This is a genomic window from Brevundimonas sp. C43 (assembly GCF_030732185.1).
Lineage (GTDB): Bacteria > Pseudomonadota > Alphaproteobacteria > Caulobacterales > Caulobacteraceae > Brevundimonas > Brevundimonas diminuta_C.
This window is the reverse complement of sequence record NZ_CP132231.1, coordinates 1,038,299-1,059,733: the sequence shown is the minus strand read 5'-3', so window position 1 is coordinate 1,059,733 and position 21,435 is coordinate 1,038,299. Positions and strand designations below refer to the sequence as shown.

Sequence of the window (21,435 nt, the reverse complement as noted above, 5' to 3'; positions counted from 1 at the left end):
TCTCAGCCGTGAGTCCAGCCGCTTCTTGCCATCGGCACGGGCTGACCGTCGTAAAGAACCGTCAGGCCCTGAGCTGCGGTGACTTCGCCGATGCGGGTCAGGCGAATCAGCCGGCGCTCGGCCTCGCGACGCAGGGCGTCCTCGTGGCGCGGATGAGCGGTGAAGGCTATCTCATAGTCGTCGCCGCCGCTGGCCAGATCTTCCAGCGATAGCTGCGGATCGACCCGATCGTCGAACCATGCTTGGGCCGCTGCGGACAGGGGCAGGACGTTCAGATTGAGCGCCACACCGACCCTGCTGGCTTGCGCAACGTGGGCGAGGTCGGCGGCCAGGCCGTCCGACACATCGACGGATGCGGTGGCGTACTCGCGCACCACGTCGGCGAAGTCGGTCCGGGGCGTGGGCATCCGGTAGTGGCTGACCAAGGCTTGCATCCGCTCGGGCGCCAGAGCCAGTTGTCCTTGCGCCGCCTTCAGGCCCAGAAGGCCGTCCCCGATGACGCCGGTGACGAAGACGAGGTCGCCGACCTGCGCGCCTTCGCGAGAAACGGTCTTGCCTGTCGGCGTCCAACCCAGGGCCGTCAGAGAGAAGGACAGCGGGCCGGGCGTCCTGACCGTGTCGCCGCCGAGCAAATGAACGCCGAACCGCGCCTGATCTTCAGCCAGTCCGGCGGCGAAGGCTTCGCGCTCGGGCCAGCCGCAGCGCTCGGACCAGAAGCAGGACAGCAGATAGCCGAACGGCTCTGAGCCCTTGGCGGCCAGGTCCGACAGATTGACCCGCAGCAGCTTCCTGGCGACCGTGTCCAGCGGATCGTCAGGCAGGAAATGCACGCCCTCGACGATGGCGTCCTTGGTCAGGACGAGGTCATAGCCGGGACGTGACGGCAGCGCCGCCACATCGTCGGCCAGCCCCCTGCCCCACTCGGGATGGGCCAGGGGCTTGAACAGCCGCTCGATCGTCTCGAACTCGCCCGCGACGTCGAGCGCCGGCATTACTTGCGGGTGTCTTTGGCCACGCCGTCCAGCGCCGCGTTGACGAAGCGCGCCTCGGCGTCGTCGAAGAAGGCCTTGGCCAGTTCGACATATTCGTCGATCACGACCTCGCGCGGCGTCTCGGGATGCTTGATCAGCTCCCAGGCACCCGAACGCAGCAGGGCGCGCAGGGTGGCGTCGATCCGCTCCAGCTTCCAGTTGGAGGCCAGGCGGGCCTTGATGGCCGTGTCGATGTCGCGCTGGCTTTCGATCACGCCGCGCACGATGTCGGCGAAATAGGCCTCGTCGGCCTCGGCCAGGGCTTCGCCCTCGATGTCGGCGTCGAAGCGGAAGTTGGAGAATTCGGTGATCACCGTCTCCACGCCCTCGCCGGCCAGTTCCATCTGATACAGGGCCTGGACGGCGGCGAGACGCGAGACGGTGCGGGCACGACGCTGTTTGGAGCTCAGATTGGGCTCGGCGCGCTGCTTTTCGGCTTCGGCGAGTTGTTCGAGGACGGCTTTGACGCTGTTCGGTTCAGTCATGCGCCGACGCCATGACGCAACCGCTTCTTCAATGCAATGAGGTCCAGGCATGCCTTGGCCGCGCCGCCGCCCTTATCCCCTTCCGAAAGACGCGCCCGATACCAGGCCTGGTCCTCGTCCTCGGTCGTCAGGATGCCGTTGCCGATGATGACGCCCTTGACGCCGAGAGCCATGATGCCGGCCGCCGACTGATCGGAGACGATCTCGAAATGATAGGTCTCGCCACGGATGACCGTGCCCAGGGCGACATAGCCGTCATAGCGGGGGGCGGTCGGAAAGCGGCCCGCCTCCTCGGCCAGGGCGATGGCTGGCGGCACCTCCAGCGCGCCGGGCACGGTGATGACGTCGAAGTCGGCGCCGCGCGCCTTCAGCGTCTCCTTGGCCCCTTCCAGCAGGGCGTCGGCCAGGTCGTCGTAGAAGCGCGCCTCAACGATCAGAATACGGGGGGCTTCGGTCACGCCTTGGTTTCTCCATCCATGTCGCGCCAGCCGACGATGCGCAGGCCGTAGCCTTCCAGCGCCGTCGGCTCGGGTCGCGTCGAACTCATCACGATCATATCCCTGACACCCAGATCCAGCAGGATCTGAGCTCCCACGCCATAGGCGCGCAGCGAGCGATCCATCGCCGCGGGCTTGTCCGCGCCCGCCAGCCGTTCGGCCAGCGAGTTCAGCGACGGATCGCGCAGGAAGACGACGACGCCGGGGCCGTCATGCTCAGTGATCTGTTTCAGGGCGCTGGGCACATAGTCCTGGCGCGCCTCGACATGGCCCAACAGGTCGCAGGCGAAGTCCACCTGATGCATCCGCACCAGTGTCGGTTTGGCCGGATCGATGCGTCCCTTGACCAAGGCCACATGCTCGGCGCCCTCGATGGTGTTCTTGTACAGCATCAGGCGGAACGGGCCGCCGTGAACGCTCTCGAACGGCGTATCCATGATCCGCTCGACGAACCGTTCAGTGCGCCGGCGATAGGCGATCAGGTCGGCGATGGTGCCGATCTTCAGCCCGTGCAGCTGAGCGAAGGCGACCAGATCGGGCATCCGCGCCATCTCGCCGTCGTCCTTGATGATCTCGCAGATCACACCGGCGGGCGTCAGGCCGGCCATGCGGCTGATGTCCACCGCCGCCTCGGTGTGGCCGGCGCGGACCAGCACGCCGCCGTCGCGGGCCACCAGCGGGAAGATGTGTCCCGGGGAGACGATGTCGTCCATGCCTTTGGATGCATCGGTCGCGACATGGATGGTGCGCGAGCGGTCGGCGGCCGAGATGCCGGTCGTGACGCCGTCCTTGGCCTCGATCGAGACAGTGAAGGCGGTCTTCATGCTCTCGCGATTGTCGGCAGCCATGGGCGGCAGACGCAGTTGCTGGGCGCGCTCGGCGGTCAGGGCCAGGCACACCAATCCGCGCGCCTGGCGGATCATGAAATTGATCTGGTCCGGCGTTGCGAACTGGGCGGGGATGATGATGTCCCCCTCGTTCTCGCGGTCCTCGGCGTCCACCAAGATGTAGGGACGGCCGTTGCGGGCGTCCTCAAGGATGTCCTCGATAGGACTGATGGGGCTGTCGTTCATGTTGGCGGCCTGGGCTTGCATCACGCGGTCTCCTGCCACCGCGCGAGGTATCGCGCCAGCATGTCGATCTCCAGATTGACCGGATCGCCCACTTTCAAGCGGCCCAGGGTCGTTACGTCCCAGGTGTGCGGGATGATGTTCAGCGAGAAGACCTGACCCTCGACGGCGTTTACAGTCAGCGACACGCCGTCGACCGTGATCGACCCCTTTGCGGCGATATAACGATGCAGAGGCGCGGGGGCCTCGACCTCGATCCGGTGCGATCCGCCCTCGGGCGTGATCGAAACCACCCGCCCCAGACCGTCGATGTGGCCGGACACTACATGGCCGCCCATCTCGTCGCCCAGCTTGGCGGCCCGCTCCAGATTGACGCCGTCGCCGGTCTTCCAGGCGCCTAGGGTGGTCTTGGACAGGGTCTCGTTCGACACCTCGACGGCGAACCAATCGGCGCCCTTTTCGGTCACCGTCAAGCAGCAGCCCGCGTGGCTGATGGAGGCGCCCAAGTCGATGCCGTCAGTGTTCCAGGCGGTCTCGATCTCGTAACGGCGGTCGCGATCGGTCTCGCGGACCTCGCGGACGCGGCCGATGTCGGTGACGATGCCGGTGAACATTTGGACTCTGGACCCCTTGGGAGAAAAAATACCGTCTAATTCGTCTAATCGTCTAAATTGGACGGCGTCAGAGACGGGCGTAGCGTTCCCACAGATCGTCCCCGACGGGCTCGACGCCCAGGCGACGGAACTTGGGGGCGTCAGCCAGCTTTGCAAGAGCCAGGGCCGCGACGCAGGGCCGCCCCTCCCCGCCCAGCAGGACCGGGGCGCGAAACCACTCCAGCGCATCGACGGCGTTTGCGCGCAGGAAGGACGCCGCGACCTGACCGCCGCCTTCGATCAGAACCGATGTGGCGCCGGCGGCTTCCAAGGCTTTCAGCACGGCGGTGATGGTTGGACGACCGTCCTCGGCGGCGACCTGCACGACCTTGGCGGCGCCGATCGTGCGCGGTGCTGTGGCGGTCAGGATCAGGGTGTTTTCGCCCGCGACCTTCGCCGCCTGCGGCGTGCGAAGCCGGCTGTCCAGCACGACGCGCAAGGGTTGATCGACGCTGCGTCCCGGCAGGCGGGCGGTCAATTCGGGATCGTCGTGCAGAACCGTCTCGATGCCGACCAGGATGGCGTCGTGGGCGGCGCGCAGGCGGTGACCCTCAAGCCGCGCCGCCTCGCCGGTGATCCACTGGCTCTCGCCCGAGGCCGTGGCGATCCGCCCGTCCAGGGACGTCGCCAGTTTCAGCGTGACCCGCATCAGGCCTTGCCGGACGGTTCGTCGAACCCTTCGTCGCCCAGGAACTTGGCAAAGTCGCCGGTGTGGCGGAAATCCTTATAGACCGAGGCGTAGCGGACATAGGCCACCTCATCGACGCCCTTCAGCGCCTTCATGATGAAGTCGCCGACCGTGCTGGACGGGATTTCGGTCTCGCCCAGGCTTTCCAGCTGGCGGACGATCCGGTTGACCATTTGCTCGACCTGATCGGCCTGGACCGGGCGTTTGCGCAGGGCCACGCCCAGCGAGCGTTCCAGCTTGTCGCGATCGAAGGGCGTGCGCCGTCCGTTGCGTTTCAAGATGACCAGTTCACGCAGTTGCACGCGCTCGAACGTCGTGAAGCGCCCGTTGCAGTTCGGGCAGGACCGGCGGCGTCGGATGGCCGAGCCGTCGTCAGACGGCCGGCTGTCCTTCACCTGAGTGTCCTGATGACCGCAAAAAGGGCACTTCATCAGGCGTTTATCCGTAGATCGGGAAGCGGTGCGTCAACTCTCGCACCTGGGCCGCGACGCCTGCGACCACGGCCGGATCGGCTTCGTCGCCGCCGTTCATCGACGAGACGACATCGGCGATCCAGTGCCCGATCTGCTTGAACTCTTCCTCGCCGAAGCCGCGCGTGGTGCCGGCCGGGGTGCCCAGGCGGACGCCCGAGGTGACGGTGAAGGGGGCGGTGTCGAACGGCACGCCGTTCTTGTTGCAGGTCATCAGCGCCTTTTCGAGCTCATGCTCGGTGGCCTTGCCGGTCACGCCCTTGGGCCGAAGGTCGACCAGGGCCAGGTGGCTGTCGGTGCCGCCCGAGACGATGGCCAGGCCGCGCTCGATCAGGACGCCGGACAGGGCCTGGGCGTTCTTGACCACCTGTTGCGCATAGCCCTTGAACTCGGGCTTCAGCGCCTCGCCGAAGGCCACGGCCTTGGCGGCGATGACGTGTTCCAGCGGGCCGCCTTGCAGGCCAGGGAAGACGGCGGAGTTGATCTTCTTGCCCAGATCGACGTCGTTGGACAGGATCATGCCGCCGCGCGGGCCGCGCAAGGTCTTGTGCGTCGTCGTGGTGACGACGTGGGCGTGCGGGACCGGGTCCGGATAGGCGCCGCCGGCGATCAGGCCGGCGTAGTGGGCCATGTCCACCATCAGATAGGCGCCGACGCTGTCGGCGATCTCTCGGAAGCGCTTGAAGTCGATATGGCGGCTGTAGGCCGAGGCACCGGCCAGGATCAGCTTGGGCTTCTCACGCTCGGCCATTTCGGCGACGTGGTCGTAGTCGATCAGATGGGTGTCTTCGCGCACCTTGTAGGTCACGGGGCGGAACCACTTGCCAGATTGGTTCGCCGGCGAGCCGTGAGTCAGGTGGCCGCCGCAGGCCAGGTCCATGCCCAGGAAGGTGTCGCCGGGCTGCAGCAGGGTGAAGAAGACCGCCTGGTTCGCCTGCGCGCCCGAGTGTGGCTGGACGTTGGCGAAGGCCGCGCCGAACAGTTGCTTGGCCCGCTCGCGCGCCAGATCCTCGGTCACGTCGACGAACTCGCAGCCGCCGTAATAGCGACGACCGGGATAGCCTTCGGCGTATTTGTTTGTCAGGACCGAACCCTGCGCATCCAGCACCGCCTGAGAGACGATATTCTCGGAAGCGATCAGCTCGATCTGTTCGCGTTGACGGCCCAGCTCGCCCTGAATGCCCTTGAAGACATCCGGGTCGGCGTCAGCGAGCGTCTTGGTGAAATAGGCGTCGTGGGTGAAGGCCGTCACGCTGGAATCCCCGGAAATCAGAAGCTGGCCTATCTATCCCCAGCCGCGCGCGACCACAACATCTTGTGGTCAGCCTTTGCCCAGAGCCCGCCTCAGCTTGGCGATCGCCACCCGCTCGACGCACTGGGGTTCGTTGATCGGCCCCATGGCGCTGACCTCCCGGCCCGTCGCGACATGGATGGCCGAGCATTTGAGGTAGGGGCCGTTACGGGTGAACTCGACGATGACCTCCCCCAAGTCCAAGTGGGGGTCGTCGTCCGTCGTCATGCGGCGGCGGGTCGGCGCGCCACGTTGCAGTGGGCGAACAACTTATCCATCGCCTGGACCAGATGGTCCATCATGGCGTCGGTGTGGTTTGGCGACGGCGTGAAGCGCAGGCGCTCGGTACCCTTGGGCACGGTCGGATAGTTGATCGGCTGAACATAGACGCCGTACTCGTCCAGCAGCATGTCCGAGATCATCTTGCAATGGACCGGATCGCCGACGTGCACCGGCACGATATGGCTCTCGCTTTCCATCACCGGAATGCCGGCGGCGGCGAAGCGGGCTTTCAGGGTCGCGGCGCGCTCCTGATGCTGAACGCGCAGTTCGGGATGCGCCTTCAGGTGACGCACCGAGGCCAGGGCGCCGGCGGTCAGGGCCGGCGGCAGCGAGGTGGTGAAGATAAAGCCCGAGGCCCAACTGCGCACCGCATCGATGATCATGGCGTCGGCGGCGATATAACCGCCCATGACGCCGATCGCCTTGCCCAGGGTGCATTCGATGATGTCGATCTGGTCCAGCACGCCGTCGCGCTCGGCGACGCCCGCGCCGGTCTCGCCATACAGGCCGACCGCATGGACCTCGTCCAGATAGGTCAGGGCGCCGTATTTCTTGGCGAGCGCAATGGTGCCAGGCAGATCGGCGATGTCGCCGTCCATCGAGTAGACGCTCTCGAACGCGATCAGCTTGGGCGCATCGGCCGGTGCCGCCGCCAGCAGGGCCTCCAGATGCGCCAGGTCGTTGTGCATGAAGACGTGACGCTCGCCGCCGCCGTGGCGGATGCCGGCGATCATCGAGGCGTGGTTCAGCGAATCGGAGAAGGTGATCAGGCCCGGCAGGATCTTCTGCAGGGTCGACAGCGTCGCCTCGTTGCCGACGTAGCCCGAGGTGAACAGCAGGGCTGCTTCCTTCTGGTGCCAGTGAGCCAGTTCGGCTTCCAGATCGACGGCCGAACGCGTGGTGCCCGAGATGTTGCGCGTGCCGCCGGCGCCGGCGCCCACCGCATCGATCTCATTATGCATGGCGTCCAGCACGACGGGGTGCTGGCCCATGCCGAGATAGTCGTTCGAGCACCAGATGACCACGTCCTGCTCGGAGCCATCCTCGCGGCGACGCACAGCCTGCGGAAACTGACCGCGCACGCGCTTCAGATCGGCGAAGACGCGATAGCGTCCTTCGCTGCGAACCTGCTCCACGGAGCTATTAAAGGCGGCCTTATAGTCGAACAAACTACGCGTTCTTTCGCTTATGGCGATGTCTTTGCGTTGTTTGCTCTCCCGAAGCCGGCTTGTCCATGTCCGCCGCATGGACAAAACGCCCCAAACCCTTAATTGATAACGGTTCTCAGTATCGACATCGATCAGCCCGGCTTGCGGAAGCGATAGACGAACTGGTCCGTCTTGCCGCGGATCTTCTCGTCGAAGACGTTCAGGCTGTGGTCGTCTGCGGGATTGGCGACGGCCTGGCTCTCAGCCTCGAAGACAAAGCCGGCCGCTTCGACCTCGCGCTTCAGATAGTCGCCTTCGATGCGGTGCAGGGTCTGGACCGCCGAGATGCCTGTGCCAGGCGCGGCTTCATGGTCGATCAAAATGTAGCGGCCGCCGGGCTTCAGCGCGGCGAACACCGCCGCGTTCATCTTGGCCACGTCGGTGTTGAAGCCGGGGATGTGGAAGTCGTGGTACTCCTGGCTCATGAAGATCATGTCCAGCGGCTCGGCGAAAGTCATGGAGTCCAGCAGGCCGTTGACGCGCGTCACGTTCGAATAGGCCGCGACAAGCGCATCGGCTCCGGCGTTCTCGCGAGCCATCGTCCGCTCGGGCACGAAGGCGTAGACCCGGCCGGTCGGGCCGACCACGTCGGAAAACAGGCGCGTGAAATAGCCGGCGCCGGGGCGAATGTCGGCGACCTTGTCGCCCGGCTCGAGTTGGGCGAAGGCGAGAATGTCGGCCGGGTGACGCAGCGGATCGCGCGCGACCTCTTCGGCTGGACGCTTGGGATCTGCGACCGCATCGGCATAGAGACTGGAATAGCCCGCCGGCTGCGCGTCGGCCGCCGGGCTGACCACGGTCCGATCTCCGCCGTCCGAGTCGATGATGATGCAGCCGGACAGACCTGCCGCCAGAACCAGTGCCGTTGCACCCTCCGCCAATTTCCCGATCATCGCCGTCTCCATCGATTTGTCGCGATAGGCTCGCATTTCGCCGATCCGCGCAAGCCGTCATCACGCACGAAACGATCCGACGCATCACGCGATTTGCGCACCGGCCGTTGCGGCGCTAGTCCGACGCTGGATTTTCCAAGGTCTCGCCATGCTTCCCTATCAGCCCGCCCCCTTCCCGCTCGCCCGTCCGCGCCGCCTGCGGTCCAGCCCGTGGGTGCGGCGGCTGGTGGCGGAAACGACTCTGACGCCGGCCGATCTGATCTGGCCGTTGATCGTCCAGGACGGCGCTGAGGATCGCGTCCCGGTCGCCTCCATGCCCGGCGTGTTTCGGCTTTCGCCCAAGGCGGCGGCGGCGGCGGCGGTCGAGGCGCGCGACCTCGGCATTCCGATGGTGGCCCTGTTCCCCAATGTCGACGGCGGGATCAAGGATGCGGTCGGCACGGGCGCGACCGACCCCGACGGCCTGATCCCCGACTGCATCAAGGCGATCAAGGACGCCGCGCCCGAGATCGGCGTCATGACCGACGTCGCCCTGGACTGCTACACCGACCATGGCCACGACGGGGTGATGGAGGGCGACCGGATCGCCAACGACGCCTCGCTGGACCGTCTGGCCGAACAGGCCTTCATCCACGCCCATGCGGGCGCCGATGTCGTGGCCCCGTCGGACATGATGGACGGCCGCATCCAGGCGGTGCGAGAGGCGCTGGAGGCCAACGGGTTTCAGGACACGCTGATCCTGTCCTACGCCGCCAAGTTCGCCTCGGCCTTCTATGGTCCCTATCGCGACGCCGTGGGCTCTTCGGCGATGCTGAAGGGCGACAAGAAGACCTATCAGATGGATTACGCCAACTCCGACGAGGCGCTGAAGGAGGTGGCGATGGACCTGTCGGAAGGCGCCGATGCGGTGATGGTCAAGCCGGGCATGCCGTATCTGGATATCGTCCGGCGAGTGTCCGAGACCTTCCGCGTGCCGACCTTCGCCTATCAGGTGTCGGGCGAATATTCGATGATGCAGGCCTCCATCGCCAATAGCTGGCTGGACCAGGACCGAGCGATCCTTGAAACCCTGCACGGGTTCAAGCGCGCGGGGTGCGCGGGCGTACTGACCTATTTCGCACCGCAGGCCGCACGGCTGCTGGGCTGATGGGCGTGAAGATCCGGCCGATTAGGGAGGCCGACTGGCCGGGCCTTTGGCCGATTGTCGAGACCGTCACCCGCGCGGGCGAGACCTATACCTATCCGCTGGACATGACCGAGGCGCAGGCGCGCGCCCTGTGGACGCCGCCCGCACCGGGGGGAACCCTGGTGGCGGTCGAGGACGGTCAGGTGCTGGGCGCCGCCAAGATCATCCCTAACCAGCAGGGCAACGGCGCCCACGTCGCGAACGGCAGCTTCATGGTCGCGCCCGAGGCGCGCGGGCGCGGCGTGGCCCGCACTTTGGGCGAGGCTGCGCTGGCTTTCGCGCGGGATGCCGGCTTCCGGTCCATGCAGTTCAACGCCGTGGTCGAGACCAATACCGTCGCCGTGGCGTTGTGGAAGAAGCTGGGCTTCGAGACCGTGGGCACGGTTCCCGAGGCCTTCGATCACCCGACGCACGGGTTGGTCGGCCTGCACATCATGCACCGCCGGCTTTAGGCGTCAGTCGCGGGGTTGCAGTCGCGCCGCGAGGCTTGACGTGTCCCAGCGGTTTCCGCCCATGGCCTGAACCTCGGCGTAGAACTGATCGACCAGGGCCGTCAGGGACAGGCGCGCGCCGTTCGTGCGCGCCTCGTCCAGCACCAGGCCCAGGTCCTTGCGCATCCAGTCCACGGCGAAGCCGAAGTCGAACTCGCCCACGGCCGCCGTCTTCCAGCGATTGTCCATCTGCCAGCTTTGTGCGGCGCCCTTGGATACGGCCTCATAGGCGGCGTCGGTGTCCAGTCCCGCGACCTGAGCGAAGTGGACCGCCTCGGCCAAACCCTGAACGACGCCGGCGATGGCGATCTGGTTGACCATCTTGGTCAACTGGCCTGAGCCCGCCGGTCCCATATGTTTGATGGCCTTGGAATAGGCCTTCAGAACGGGTTCAACCCTCGCCAGGGCGGCGGCATCCCCGCCGGCCATGACGCTTAGTTGTCCGTTCTCGGCGCCCGCCTGACCGCCCGACACCGGCGCGTCGATGAACGACAGCCCCTTCCCGCTTGCCAGTTCGGCCATTTCGCGCGCCACCTTGGCCGAGGTCGTGGTGTGATCGACGATCACGGCGGCCTCCGCCAAGTGCGGCAAGGCCTCGGTCACGACGGCGCGCATGTCGTCGTCATTGCCGACGCACAGGATGAACAGATCGACGCCCCGTGCTGCCTCAGCCACCGTCGCCGCCGCCTTGCCGCCCGTCGCCGCCGCCCAGGCTTCGGCTTTTGAAACAGTGCGATTGAATCCGGTCACGTCGTGGCCCGCCTCGACCAGATGACGCGCCATCGGGGCGCCCATGACGCCCAGGCCGGCGAATGCGATCTTCATGACAGGCTCCTTGATCCTGCCGTCGGACTAGGCCGCGCCGCGCCGGGGTTCAAGGTCAACGCCCGGTTAACCTTGGCCAGCCCACAATGGGACACCATTCGTCGGGGTGCGCGTCAATGTCCGTGAGCGATCGTCCGATCCTCATCAAGAAGGTCAAGAAGGTCTCCGGCGGAGGCCACCACGGCGGTGCGTGGAAGGTGGCCTATGCGGACTTCGTGACCGCCATGATGGCCTTCTTCCTGCTGATGTGGCTGATCAACACGACCGACCCGGAGCAGAAGCGCGGCATCGCCGAATATTTCGCGCCCGCCAGCGTGTCCGAAACGACTTCCGGTTCCGGCGGTATTCTGGGCGGCACATCGCTGGGCGACGATGGCGTCAAGAGCGCCGGCTCGCAGTCCGTGCTGGAAGAACTGGCGCCCGAAGCGCCCGCGACCGATCAGACGGGCTCCAGCCTGTCGTCCGCCAGCGACGCGGCTCTCCAGGCCGAAATCCAGAAGCGCGAGGCCGCCGAGTTCGCCAGCGCCGCCGAATCGCTGCGCCAAGCCATGCAGTCGATGCCGGAGCTGGCCGAACTGTCGAAACAGCTGATCGTGGACCAGACGCCCGAGGGGCTGCGCATCCAACTGGTCGATCAGGAAGGCCGGTCGATGTTCGACAACAACTCTGCCCGCCCGAATGCCCGCGCCCAGGTGCTGCTGCGCGCCGTGGCCAAGGTGATCAACCAGTTGCCGAACCGCATCTCCATCACCGGACACACCAGCGCCGCGCCCGGCTCCAGCCGCGCCAGCGCCCCTGCCGACTGGAGCCTCTCGTCCGAGCGCGCCAACGGCTCGCGTCTGGTGCTGCAAGGTTCGGGCGTCGATCCCGACCGCGTCTATTCGGTGGCGGGCAAGGCAGGATCCGACCCGCTCTATCCGGACGATCCGACTCTGGCCGGCAACCGCCGCATCGCCATCGTCCTGTTGCGCGAGGCGCCGGTCCTGCCGTCGGACACCTCGCTGTGACTCCGGTCGGCTGCGACGCGAACAGGCTTGCAGCCGGAAGGCGGATGACGCCAAATCGCGCGATGAGCGTTGTGTCGTCGCAATATTGGCAAGATCGGATGCGGACCTGAGGCCGTGACCCAGCACGTACCGACCCGACAGCTTCGCTTCTTTATGACTTCGGTCGCGCCCTGCCCGTATCTTCCGGGCAAGACGGAGCGGAAGGTCTTCGCCAACCTGCCCTTCTCGGACGGCGCGCACGTCAATGACGAACTGACGCTGGCCGGCTTTCGCCGCAGCCAGAACATCGCTTATCGCCCGGCCTGCGAGGCCTGTGACGCCTGTGTCTCGGTGCGGCTGCCGGTGCCGGAGTTCGCCTTCAGCCGCTCGCAGCGCAAGGTTCTGGCCCGCAACGCCAACCTTTCGCGCGACCTGGTCGAAGCGGAGGCGACGACCGAACAGTTCCAGCTTCTGCGCCGCTACCTGACCACCCGTCACCCCACCGGCGGCATGAGCGACATGGGCTGGCTCGACTATGTCGCCATGGTCGAGGACACGGCCGTCCGCACCCATTTGATCGAGTATCGCCTACCCTCGACCGACGGCGGTCCGGGCGATCTGGTCGCTGTGACCCTGACGGACCTGCTGAAAGACGGCCTGTCGATGGTCTACAGCTTCTATGATCCGACGATGGAGCGGCGCAGCCTGGGCCGGTTCGCCATCCTGGACCATGTGCGCCAGGCCGCCATCGTCGGTCTTCCGTTCGTCTACCTCGGCTATTGGGTCCAGGGCTCGGCCAAGATGGATTACAAGGCTGACTTCCGCCCGATGGAAACCCTCGGCAAGCTCGGCTGGTCACGGCGCGACGCCTGAGGCGCCCTTCGTCGCAGCCGGTTCAAATCGTCATCGAAGCATCCTATGTGGGCGGCGACATTACGGAGCCGCGTCTTGCTGATTGTTCTTTCCCCCGCCAAGCGCCTCGATTTCACCGAAGCCGATGCGGCCATTCCGGCGACGGATCGGCGTTTGCTCGAAGACACCGCCAGCCTGTCCACGACCGCCAAGCGTCAGACCAAGGCGGACCTGCGTCGGCTGATGGGGATTTCCGACGATCTGGCGACCCTGAACGCCGCGCGCTTTAAGGCTTTCGATCCGGAATCGACCGAGGGCGTTCAGGCCGCCTTCGCCTTTGCCGGCGATGTGTATGAGGGCTTGCGAGCGCGCGAACTTGACGCCGAGGCCCTGGCGTTCGCGCAGGATCATTTGCGCATCCTGTCTGGCTTTTACGGCCTGCTGCGTCCGTTGGACCGGATCCAGCCCTATCGCCTGGAGATGGGCACGCGGCTGAAGACGCGTCGTGGGGCCAGCCTGTACGACTTCTGGGGCGACCGGATTTCCAAACAACTGAACGAGGACGCCGAGGGCCAGTCGGATCCGACGCTGGTGAACCTCGCCAGCCAGGAATATTTCGGCGCCGTCGATGCAAAGGCTTTGCAACTGCCTGTCGTCACGCCCCAGTTCCGGGAAGAGAAGAATGGCGAGAGCCGCGTCATCTCGTTCTTTGCCAAGAAGGCGCGCGGGGCCATGGCGCGTTTCGCGATCGACGAGCGCGTGGAACGGGTCGCAGACCTGAAGGCTTTCGACCGGGACGGTTATGCGTTCGACAAGGCCGCCTCGACCGACACCGAGTGGATATTCATCAGATCGGGAAATTCTTGATCCCGGCATCGACCTCCCGCTAATCTCGCCAAAACAAACGAAGGGGCGGATTCATGTCGCAAGAGCCTAACTCCACGGGCGCTGACAGTCGGGCGGCACGCGGTATCGGCGATCTGAAAGGGCAGGTCGCGGTCATCACGGGCTCGACCTCCGGCATCGGACTGGCTCTGGCGCGGGCCGTGGCGGCGGGCGGCGGCGACGTGGTGCTGAACGGCCTGGGCGACCCGGCGGAGATCGAGCGCACCCGCGCCGATCTGGAGGCCTCATCCGGCGTTCGCGTCCTCTATCATCCAGCCGACATGACGCGCGGTGACGAGATCGCCGAGATGATCGCCTTCGCTGAACGCGAACTGGGCCGCCTGGATATCCTGGTCAACAACGCCGGCATCCAGCACGTCGAATCCGTCGAGAACTTCCCCGCCGACCAGTGGGAGAAGATCATCGCCATCAACCTGTCCTCGGCCTTTTACGCCACGCGCGCGGCGATCCCGATCATGAAGGCGCAAGGTCGCGGCCGGATCGTCAACATGGCCTCGGCGCACGGTCTGGTGGCCAGTCCGTTCAAGTCCGCCTATGTCGCGGCGAAGCATGGCGTCATCGGCTTCACCAAGACCACAGCGCTGGAACTGGCGCGCGACAACATCACCTGCAACGCCATCTGCCCCGGCTTCGTCGAGACGCCGATCGTGACCAAACAGATCGCGGATCAGGCGCGCACGCGAAACATGACCGAGGAGCAGGTGCTGACGGACGTGATTCTGGCGGCCCAGCCGACAAAGCGGTTCGTCACGACGGAGGAGCTGACCGGCCTCTTTCTCTACCTGGTCAGCGACCTCGGCGCCTCGGCCAACGGGGCCAGCTTCTCGATCGACGGCGGTTGGACCGCTCAGTAGCAAAGGAAGGCGGCGGTCATGGCGATTTTCAAGCGCAAGACCGCCGAGGCGGCGAACACCGGCGCCACCGCTCCAGCCCGACGTCCCATCTGCCTTGCGCTGCAGGGCGGCGGCGCGCACGGCGCGTTCCAATGGGGCGTGTTGGATCGTCTGTTGGAAGACGATCGGCTTGATATTCGCGCGGTGTCCGGAGTCTCGGCGGGAGCGATGAACGGCACGGCCCTGGTGTCAGGTCTCGCGTCAGGGGATGGCCGCGCTGCCTTGGATAAGCTCTGGCGAGAGGTGAACCAGTCCGGCGGTCGCAACGTCTTCGGCGACAGCGCGATCTGGAATGCGGCGCGGACGCCCGACTGGATCAAGGACAATCCATTCTGGCGCGCGGGCGAGACGCTGGCGATGTCGATGAGTCCGTATGAATTCAACCCGTTGAACCATAATCCTCTGAAACGGGTTTTGCAGGCCTCGGTCGATTTCCGCGCGGTCCAGGCCTCGGACATCCGACTTTTCGTCGCCGCCACCGCCGTGCGCCAGGCGAAAGCGCGCATCTTCGAGACGAATGAGATCAATGTCGATGTCCTGATGGCGTCGGCGTGCCTGCCCCATCTGTTCCAAGCCGTGGAGATCGACGGCGAGCCCTATTGGGACGGCGGCTATCTGACCAATCCGCCACTATGGCCGTTGACCGGAGACGACACGCCGGACGATGTGCTGCTGATCACACTCAACCCAATGGTCCGCGACGAGACGCCGAAAAGCGCAGGCGATATCGTCGATCGGCTGAACGAGATCGTCTTCAACGCGCCGCTGGTCGCCGAACTGCGCGCCATCGCCCTGGCGGGTGAACTGATCGAACATGGGCAGTTGAAAGGCGGCGGCGCCGGACCTTATCGGCACGTCCGGTTGCACGCGATCGAGGCGGACGGCTGGCTCTCGGACCTGTCGCTGCGGTCCAAGTTCAACACCGAATGGGGTTTCCTCAACGATCTTAAGGCGCGGGGACGTGCGGCCGCCGACGATTGGTTGAATGCTTGCCTGAGCAGCGTGGGTCGCCAGTCGAGCGTCGATCTTCAGGCTCGCTTCGGCTAGCCGACGAAGCCTGCGGCACGACGCAAACGGTCGTTGATGGCTTCACCCAGTCCCGTCGTCGGAATCGGCGACACGGCGATACCTGTCGGCCGTGTGCGGTCGGCTTCGCGCAGCAGTCGGAACAGATTGGTGGCGGCTTCGCGCAGGTCGCCCGACGGGCTCAGGCTCCAGCGCGGCTCTCCGGCTTCGGGGCCAAAGCCGAGCAGGATCTCGCCGTCACGCGCCTGCTTCGCCTCGATCCGAACCGGCGCATCCGGCGCATAGTGCAGGGTCAGTCGCCCGGGCGAACGATGCCCCTCCCCGCTCTCATGAATGGGACCGACGACCGCCTCGATCTCGGATCGAGTGATGGCGCCGGGACGCAGCAGGGCGACCCGTCCCCCCAGCACCGACACGACCGTGCTTTCCAGACCGACCTCACAAGGCCCGCCATCGACAGCCGCTGAGACGGCAAAGCCCGTCTCCTCGACAGCATCCGTGAAGGTCGTCGGGCTCGGGCGGCCGGAACGATTGGCCGAGGGGGCCACGACCGGGCCGCCGAACGCCGCCAACACTTCTCTGGCCACGGAATGCGCCGGAACGCGGATCGCGACGCTGTCCAGCCCCGCGCGCGCCAAGTCGCAAACCCTGCGCGTGTCCAAGATCGGCGTGATCAGGGTGAAGGGCCCAGGCCAGAAGGCGTCCGCCAAGGCCCGTCCAAGCGGGCCCAACTCCCCAATCTTGGCCGCCGCATCGACATCGACGACATGGGAAATCAGCGGATTGAACTTCGGTCGTCCCTTTGCGGCGAAGATGGCGGCGACCGCCTCGGCATTGCTGGCGTCGGCGCCCAGGCCATAGACTGTCTCGGTCGGCAGCAGGATCAGATCGCCGTTCGCCAGCGCCTGGGCGCCTTGCAGCGGCGTTTGACTCACGGTCGGCGCGGGATGATCGGGATCATCCGGTGCAGCACATTGTCGCGATCTATGAACTGATGCTTCAGCGCCGCGATCACATGTAGGGCGATCAAGACGTAGAGACCCTTCACCGCCAGTTCGTGCAGACCCATCAGGCTTCGCGCCGTTTCGCGCCCGCCGCCGACGGGCAGCAAGGGCCAGGAGAAAAGACCGAACCACTCGATCGCGCGCCCGCCCGCAGATGATGCGAGCCAACCGGTCATCGGAATGACGATCAGGGCCAGGTAGAACAGAACGTGCGTCGCGCGCGCGGCCACCTTCTGCCAGCGCGGCAAGGCCGATGGCAGGGGAATCGCCGGATGCGCCAGGCGCCATCCGATCCGCGCTAGGGTCAGCACCAGGATCGTCAGACCCAGCGACTTGTGCAGCATGACGAACTGGCCCGAAATCGGCCCTTCCGTATTCTCATGCGCGGTGATCAGCAGCACCTGCGTCAGAACGGCGGCGGCGATACCCCAGTGCATCAGCAGGGAAACGGCCGAATATCGATTGCGGGGCTCGCCCATGTCTTCCCTTCCGCGACGGCACGGCGTCACCATGCATTCAGCCACTTTGCACTGAGACGGGGCGCGTCGCCAAGACGCTTGCAGCGACAGGCCCCGACGCGGCACTTAGGCCGCAAAGACGATTGAGGAAACCCATGACCTATCGCGCGCCCGTTCGAGACCTGGCCTTCACTCTGGAATCCGTCGCCGGCATGGCCGACGTGGCCGCAACCGGCGCCTTTCCTGACTATGACGCCGATGTCGCCGGGGCCGTTCTGGAGGCGGCAGGACAATTCTCCGAAGAGGTGCTGGCACCGCTGAACCGGATTGGGGATCAGAAGGGCTCGACCTACGCCAACGGGGCCGTCACCGCCGCGCCCGGCTTCGCCGACGCCTATCGCCAGTTCGCGGCCGGCGGCTGGACCGGGCTGTCGGCCTCGACCGAAGCGGGCGGACAGGCCCTGCCCAAGGCGCTGGAACTGGCGGCCTATGAGACCGTCCATGCCGCCAACATGGCGTTCGGCCTCTGCCCCATGCTGTCGCTGGCCTCGATCGAGGCGCTGGAGCAGGTCGGGACGGAAGAGCAAAGGGCCAAATATCTGACCAAGCTGGTCAGCGGCGAATGGACCGGCGCCATGGTGCTGACCGAGCCGGGCGCCGGATCGGACCTGGGTTCGCTGATCACCACGGCGACGCCGAACGGCGACGGGACCTATGCGCTGAACGGGCAGAAGATCTACATCACCTGGGGCGACCACGACGCGACGGACAACATCGTCCATCTGGTGCTGGCCCGCCTGCCGGATGCGCCCAAGGGCCCCAAGGGCATCAGCCTGTTCCTGGCGTCGAAGTTCGCCGTGAAGGAAGACGGCACGCTGGGCGAACGCAACGCCTTCCGCCCCGTCGGCGTCGAGCACAAGCTGGGTATCCACGCCTCGCCGACGTGCGTCATGAGCTATGAAGGGGCGACCGCCGAACTGGTCGGTCAGCCGAACCAGGGCCTGGCCCATATGTTCGTGATGATGAACGCTGCGCGTCTGGCCGTCGGCGTCGAGGGCGTCGGCATTGCCGAACGCGCCTATCAGCACGCCCTCGCCTATGCCTTGGACCGTCGCCAGGGTCGTTCGGTCTGGACCGGCGAGGCCAACGCCCCGATCTTCGACCATCCCGACGTGCGACGCATGCTCAGCGTCATGAAGGCCAAGATTTCGGCGGCGCGCGCCGTGTGCCTGTCGACCGGCGTCGCCGCCGATCTGGCCCGCCACGCCGGGACCGAAGAGGAACGCCGCCATTGGAAGGGGCGCGAAGACCTGTTCACCCCGATCGCCAAGGCCTGGTCCACCGATATCGGCTGCGAGGTCGCCTCGATGGGCGTCCAGATCCACGGCGGCATGGGCTTCATCGAGGAGACCGGTGCGGCGCAATACTATCGCGACGCCCGCATCGCCCCGATCTACGAAGGCACCAACGGCATTCAGGCCATGGATCTGGTGGGTCGCAAACTGTCGATGGACGGCGGCGATGCGGCCAAGGCGCTGATCGCAGACATGAAGGCGACACTGGTCGATCTCGGAAAGCTCTACAGCGGCAAGCCCGTCGAACGGTTCGCCACCGCCATCGAGGCGGTCGAGGACGCGACCCTGTGGCTGCTGGATCAGAAGGCCGATCCGAATGCGGCGGCCGATGTGCTGGCGGCCGCCGACGCCTATCTTAAACTGCTGGGCGATGTGGCCGGCGGATGGATGCTAGCCAAGGGCGCGCTTGCAGCCAAGGCGAAGCTGGACACCAATGACGGTGATCCGATTTGGCTGCAGGGCAAACTGGACCTCTACGAAGTCTATGCCGCCAATGTGCTGGGTCACGTTTCCAGCCGCCTCGCGGCCGTGGGTCAGGGCGGCGACCTGCTGCGGCGCATGACGGTCGACGCGCTGGCCGGATGATCGGCTCGGCGTTTCTTCGTTTGACGTCGATGGGGCCGGACCTTCAAGGTCCGCCCTTCGAACAAGCAGGGAGCGTCCGATGAATCGTCGGCAACTGATCATGTCCACGGCGGCGACCGCCCTCGCCGTCTCGGCCTCCCCCGCGCTCGCCCGTCAGTCCACCGGATTCCCTATGCCTCAGCCGCCCGTCGCCAAGAAAATCCCCGTCGTCATCGAACAACTGGGCCGCACCCGAACCGACGACTATCAGTGGATGAAGGACGACAATTGGCAGGCGGTCCTGCGCGATCCGACCCTGATCAAGGCCGAGGTCAAGGAGCACCTGACCGCCGAGAACGCCTACCGCGAGGCCATGATGGCCTCTACCCTGCCCTTGCAGGAGACGATGTTCAGCGAGATGCGCGGCCGCATCAAGGAAGACGACAGCTCGGTTCCGGCGCCGGATGGCGGCTGGAACTACTACGTCGAATACCAGACCGGCGACCAGCACCCCCGCTACATGCGCGTCGAGCGTCAGGGCACGTGGATGGTCGAGGGTCAGCCGGTGACGAACAACTTTGTCATGGCCCCGACGCCCCAGCTGCTGCTGGACGCCAATGAACTGGCCAAGGGCAAGGCCTATTCGGAAGTTTCGGCCGCAAGCCACAGCCCGGATCACAACCTGTTCGCCTATGCCGAGGACGCCCAGGGTTCCGAGGTGCACAAAATCTACGTCAAGGATCTGGCGACCGGCGAGGTGCTGCCCGAGGTGATCGACAGCGCCACCGGCGACTTCGTCTTCTCGCCGGACAGCCAGTGGATCTTCTGGACCAATCGCGACGACAACGGCCGTCCGGACAAGATCTTCCGTCGTCCGGCCCGCGGCGGCGAGACCAGCCTGCTCTATGAGGAAACCGACGACGGCATGTTCATTGGCGTGGGCCGCACGGCCGACGACCAGTTCATCGTCATCGGCATCCAGAACCAGGAAACTTCCGAGGCGCGCTACATTCCCGCCGCCACGCCGACGGCCGAGCCCGTCGTGCTGGAGCCGCGCGTGGTCGCGACCCGCTATGACGTCGATCACTGGGGCGACCGCTGGGTGATCCGCACCAATGCGGACGACGCCATCGATTTCAAGATCGTCCAGGCCCCGACCGCGACGCCGGCCAAGGCGAATTGGACCGATCTGGTGCCGCACACGGCGGGCCGCTTCATTGAAGGCGTGGACCTGACCAACGCCCATCTGGCGCGTCAGGAACGCGCAGACGCCAACACCCGCATCATCATCCGCGACCGGGCCGGCGCCGAGCATGAGATCGCGGTGGACGAACCGGCCTTCGCCCTGTCGCTGGCCGGCGCCTCCGAATACGAAACGACGACCACACGCTACACCTACAACTCGCCGTCCACGCCGACGCAGACGTTCGACTACGACATGGCGTCGCGCGAGCGGACCCTGCGCAAGACGCAGCAGATTCCGTCCGGTCACAATATCGAAGACTATGTGGTCGAGCGGCTGAACGCCCCGGCAGCCGATGGTCAGCTGGTGCCGGTAACGGTGCTGCGTCGCAAATCGACGCCGGTCGATGGTTCTGCGCCCCTGCTGCTCTACGGATACGGCTCCTACGGCATTCCCATGCCGGCCAGCTTCTCGACCAATCGGCTGTCGCTGGTGGACCGTGGCTGGATCTACGCGATCGCCCACATTCGCGGCGGTTCGGACAAGGGCTGGGGCTGGTTCCTCAACGCCCGGAAGATGACGAAGAAGAACACCTTCACCGACTTCATCGCTTCCGCCGAACACTTGATCGACAAGAAATACGCAAAGGCCGGAAACATCGTCGCTCAGGGTGGATCGGCGGGCGGTCTGCTGATGGGGGCGGTCAACAATATGCGGCCCGACCTGTGGGCCGGGATCATCGGTCAGGTGCCGTTCGTGGACGTGATCAACACCATGTCGGACACCTCCCTGCCGCTGACGCCGCCGGAATGGCCCGAGTGGGGCAATCCGATCGAGGACCCGGCCGCCTACGACTATATGATGAGCTACAGCCCCTACGATCAGGTCGAGCCCAAAGACTATCCGGCGGTGTTGGCGACGGGCGGTCTGTCCGATCCGCGCGTCACCTACTGGGAGCCGGAGAAGTGGGTCGCCAAGCTGCGACCCGCGACCACCTCGGGCAAGCCGGTGCTGCTGAAGATCAATATGGAGGCCGGTCACGGCGGCGCGGCCGGGCGGTTCGACTATCTGAAAGAAGTCGCCCACGATTACGCCTTCGCCGTCTGGGCCATCGACAAGGGCTGGGAGCAGGCGTGAG

General features: G+C 65.8%; 23 protein-coding genes. 9 read left to right on the top strand and 14 right to left on the bottom strand.

Annotated features, from left to right (window positions below; translation table 11 throughout):
* Positions 1-2 precede the first annotated feature (2 nt).
* The 11 genes from thiL to Q9R14_RS05255 all read right to left on the bottom strand — a co-directional run bounded on the left by thiL (position 3) and on the right by Q9R14_RS05255 (position 8,568).
* Positions 3-992, bottom strand: coding sequence for a thiamine-phosphate kinase (gene thiL / locus Q9R14_RS05305; RefSeq protein ID WP_242076485.1), 990 nt, complete (start codon positions 990-992; stop codon positions 3-5).
* Complete coding sequence (gene nusB / locus Q9R14_RS05300; RefSeq protein ID WP_017503912.1) at positions 992-1,516, bottom strand: transcription antitermination factor NusB; 525 nt, start codon at positions 1,514-1,516, stop codon at positions 992-994. The genes thiL and nusB overlap by 1 nt, the downstream gene beginning before the upstream one ends.
* Positions 1,513-1,974, bottom strand: coding sequence for a 6,7-dimethyl-8-ribityllumazine synthase (ribH, locus tag Q9R14_RS05295; RefSeq protein ID WP_017503913.1), 462 nt, complete (start codon positions 1,972-1,974; stop codon positions 1,513-1,515). Before ribH ends, nusB begins: the two co-directional genes overlap by 4 nt.
* On the bottom strand, positions 1,971-3,107 hold the full coding sequence (gene ribB / locus Q9R14_RS05290; RefSeq protein WP_055753613.1) for a 3,4-dihydroxy-2-butanone-4-phosphate synthase: 1,137 nt from the start codon (positions 3,105-3,107) through the stop codon (positions 1,971-1,973). The genes ribH and ribB overlap by 4 nt, the downstream gene beginning before the upstream one ends.
* Complete coding sequence (locus Q9R14_RS05285) at positions 3,107-3,697, bottom strand: riboflavin synthase (protein WP_306003716.1); 591 nt, start codon at positions 3,695-3,697, stop codon at positions 3,107-3,109. The genes ribB and Q9R14_RS05285 overlap by 1 nt, the downstream gene beginning before the upstream one ends.
* Positions 3,698-3,764: 67 nt before the next feature.
* Complete coding sequence (locus Q9R14_RS05280) at positions 3,765-4,385, bottom strand: RibD family protein (protein ID WP_242076483.1); 621 nt, start codon at positions 4,383-4,385, stop codon at positions 3,765-3,767.
* Positions 4,385-4,855: a transcriptional regulator NrdR gene (gene nrdR, locus Q9R14_RS05275; RefSeq protein WP_039245113.1), complete on the bottom strand. Its 471-nt coding sequence runs from the start codon at positions 4,853-4,855 to the stop codon at positions 4,385-4,387. Before nrdR ends, Q9R14_RS05280 begins: the two co-directional genes overlap by 1 nt.
* 7 nt (positions 4,856-4,862) lie before the next feature.
* Positions 4,863-6,146 (bottom strand): serine hydroxymethyltransferase, encoded by a 1,284-nt coding sequence (glyA, locus tag Q9R14_RS05270; protein WP_039245111.1) that lies wholly within the window; start codon positions 6,144-6,146, stop codon positions 4,863-4,865.
* Between the two features lie 69 nt (positions 6,147-6,215).
* On the bottom strand, positions 6,216-6,413 hold the full coding sequence (locus Q9R14_RS05265; RefSeq protein ID WP_306003715.1) for a hypothetical protein: 198 nt from the start codon (positions 6,411-6,413) through the stop codon (positions 6,216-6,218).
* Positions 6,410-7,636, bottom strand: coding sequence for a 5-aminolevulinate synthase (hemA, locus tag Q9R14_RS05260; protein ID WP_306003714.1), 1,227 nt, complete (start codon positions 7,634-7,636; stop codon positions 6,410-6,412). Before hemA ends, Q9R14_RS05265 begins: the two co-directional genes overlap by 4 nt.
* 131 nt (positions 7,637-7,767) lie before the next feature.
* On the bottom strand, positions 7,768-8,568 hold the full coding sequence (locus Q9R14_RS05255; protein ID WP_306003713.1) for a hypothetical protein: 801 nt from the start codon (positions 8,566-8,568) through the stop codon (positions 7,768-7,770).
* A gap of 148 nt (positions 8,569-8,716) precedes the next feature.
* Between Q9R14_RS05255 and hemB the strand changes: the two genes are divergently transcribed.
* On the top strand, positions 8,717-9,715 hold the full coding sequence (gene hemB, locus Q9R14_RS05250; protein ID WP_306003712.1) for a porphobilinogen synthase: 999 nt from the start codon (positions 8,717-8,719) through the stop codon (positions 9,713-9,715).
* Entirely contained in the window at positions 9,715-10,206 is a 492-nt protein-coding gene (locus Q9R14_RS05245; RefSeq protein WP_306003711.1) for a GNAT family N-acetyltransferase, read from the top strand. Before hemB ends, Q9R14_RS05245 begins: the two co-directional genes overlap by 1 nt.
* Before the next feature lie 3 nt (positions 10,207-10,209).
* Here the strand turns inward: Q9R14_RS05245 and Q9R14_RS05240 are convergent, their stop codons facing one another.
* On the bottom strand, positions 10,210-11,070 hold the full coding sequence (locus tag Q9R14_RS05240) for an NAD(P)-dependent oxidoreductase (protein ID WP_306003710.1): 861 nt from the start codon (positions 11,068-11,070) through the stop codon (positions 10,210-10,212).
* A gap of 116 nt (positions 11,071-11,186) precedes the next feature.
* On the opposite strand from Q9R14_RS05240, the gene Q9R14_RS05235 reads away from it, so the two are divergent.
* The 5 genes from Q9R14_RS05235 (at position 11,187) to Q9R14_RS05215 (ending at position 15,754) form a co-directional block, all read left to right on the top strand.
* Positions 11,187-12,077: a flagellar motor protein MotB gene (locus Q9R14_RS05235; RefSeq protein WP_045811177.1), complete on the top strand. Its 891-nt coding sequence runs from the start codon at positions 11,187-11,189 to the stop codon at positions 12,075-12,077.
* A gap of 114 nt (positions 12,078-12,191) precedes the next feature.
* Positions 12,192-12,929, top strand: a complete 738-nt coding sequence (locus Q9R14_RS05230) for an arginyltransferase (protein WP_306003709.1) — start codon at positions 12,192-12,194, stop codon at positions 12,927-12,929.
* Between the two features lie 75 nt (positions 12,930-13,004).
* Positions 13,005-13,775 carry a peroxide stress protein YaaA gene (yaaA, locus tag Q9R14_RS05225; RefSeq protein WP_306003708.1) on the top strand — a complete coding sequence of 257 codons (771 nt, stop codon included), beginning with the start codon at positions 13,005-13,007 and terminating at the stop codon, positions 13,773-13,775.
* A gap of 53 nt (positions 13,776-13,828) precedes the next feature.
* On the top strand, positions 13,829-14,668 hold the full coding sequence (locus Q9R14_RS05220) for a 3-hydroxybutyrate dehydrogenase (protein WP_306003707.1): 840 nt from the start codon (positions 13,829-13,831) through the stop codon (positions 14,666-14,668).
* A gap of 18 nt (positions 14,669-14,686) precedes the next feature.
* A complete protein-coding gene (locus tag Q9R14_RS05215) occupies positions 14,687-15,754 on the top strand; it encodes a patatin-like phospholipase family protein (protein ID WP_306003706.1) in 1,068 nt (355 codons plus the stop codon).
* Here the strand turns inward: Q9R14_RS05215 and Q9R14_RS05210 are convergent.
* Positions 15,751-16,668 (bottom strand): L-threonylcarbamoyladenylate synthase, encoded by a 918-nt coding sequence (locus Q9R14_RS05210; RefSeq protein ID WP_306003705.1) that lies wholly within the window; start codon positions 16,666-16,668, stop codon positions 15,751-15,753. The two genes, Q9R14_RS05215 and Q9R14_RS05210, sit on opposite strands and share 4 nt — an antisense overlap.
* Positions 16,665-17,216 carry a cytochrome b gene (locus Q9R14_RS05205; RefSeq protein ID WP_161639087.1) on the bottom strand — a complete coding sequence of 184 codons (552 nt, stop codon included), beginning with the start codon at positions 17,214-17,216 and terminating at the stop codon, positions 16,665-16,667. Before Q9R14_RS05205 ends, Q9R14_RS05210 begins: the two co-directional genes overlap by 4 nt.
* Before the next feature lie 134 nt (positions 17,217-17,350).
* Here Q9R14_RS05205 and Q9R14_RS05200 point away from each other — a divergent pair, with 134 nt between their 5' ends.
* Positions 17,351-19,135: an acyl-CoA dehydrogenase gene (locus Q9R14_RS05200; protein WP_306003704.1), complete on the top strand. Its 1,785-nt coding sequence runs from the start codon at positions 17,351-17,353 to the stop codon at positions 19,133-19,135.
* A 79-nt stretch (positions 19,136-19,214) separates the two neighbouring features.
* Positions 19,215-21,434, top strand: coding sequence for a S9 family peptidase (locus Q9R14_RS05195; protein WP_306003703.1), 2,220 nt, complete (start codon positions 19,215-19,217; stop codon positions 21,432-21,434).
* The last annotated feature ends 1 nt before the right edge of the window (position 21,435 follow it).

Excerpts from the sequence above, each read along its gene's own strand:
- Q9R14_RS05245 (WP_306003711.1), top strand. The coding sequence starts at position 9,715 with ATGGGCGTGAAGATCCGGCCGATTAGGGAGGCCGACTGGCCGGGCCTT.
- Q9R14_RS05195 (WP_306003703.1), top strand. The coding sequence starts at position 19,215 with ATGAATCGTCGGCAACTGATCATGTCCACGGCGGCGACCGCCCTCGCC.
- nrdR (WP_039245113.1), bottom strand. The coding sequence starts at position 4,855 with ATGAAGTGCCCTTTTTGCGGTCATCAGGACACTCAGGTGAAGGACAGC.
- Q9R14_RS05240 (WP_306003710.1), bottom strand. The coding sequence starts at position 11,070 with ATGAAGATCGCATTCGCCGGCCTGGGCGTCATGGGCGCCCCGATGGCG.
- Q9R14_RS05200 (WP_306003704.1), top strand. The coding sequence starts at position 17,351 with ATGACCTATCGCGCGCCCGTTCGAGACCTGGCCTTCACTCTGGAATCC.
- hemB (WP_306003712.1), top strand. The coding sequence starts at position 8,717 with ATGCTTCCCTATCAGCCCGCCCCCTTCCCGCTCGCCCGTCCGCGCCGC.
- Q9R14_RS05235 (WP_045811177.1), top strand. The coding sequence starts at position 11,187 with ATGTCCGTGAGCGATCGTCCGATCCTCATCAAGAAGGTCAAGAAGGTC.
- thiL (WP_242076485.1), bottom strand. The coding sequence starts at position 992 with ATGCCGGCGCTCGACGTCGCGGGCGAGTTCGAGACGATCGAGCGGCTG.
- Q9R14_RS05285 (WP_306003716.1), bottom strand. The coding sequence starts at position 3,697 with ATGTTCACCGGCATCGTCACCGACATCGGCCGCGTCCGCGAGGTCCGC.
- Q9R14_RS05215 (WP_306003706.1), top strand. The coding sequence starts at position 14,687 with ATGGCGATTTTCAAGCGCAAGACCGCCGAGGCGGCGAACACCGGCGCC.
- nusB (WP_017503912.1), bottom strand. The coding sequence starts at position 1,516 with ATGACTGAACCGAACAGCGTCAAAGCCGTCCTCGAACAACTCGCCGAA.
- Q9R14_RS05205 (WP_161639087.1), bottom strand. The coding sequence starts at position 17,216 with ATGGGCGAGCCCCGCAATCGATATTCGGCCGTTTCCCTGCTGATGCAC.
- Q9R14_RS05255 (WP_306003713.1), bottom strand. The coding sequence starts at position 8,568 with ATGATCGGGAAATTGGCGGAGGGTGCAACGGCACTGGTTCTGGCGGCA.
- Q9R14_RS05280 (WP_242076483.1), bottom strand. The coding sequence starts at position 4,385 with ATGCGGGTCACGCTGAAACTGGCGACGTCCCTGGACGGGCGGATCGCC.
- Q9R14_RS05220 (WP_306003707.1), top strand. The coding sequence starts at position 13,829 with ATGTCGCAAGAGCCTAACTCCACGGGCGCTGACAGTCGGGCGGCACGC.
- Q9R14_RS05265 (WP_306003715.1), bottom strand. The coding sequence starts at position 6,413 with ATGACGACGGACGACGACCCCCACTTGGACTTGGGGGAGGTCATCGTC.
- ribB (WP_055753613.1), bottom strand. The coding sequence starts at position 3,107 with ATGCAAGCCCAGGCCGCCAACATGAACGACAGCCCCATCAGTCCTATC.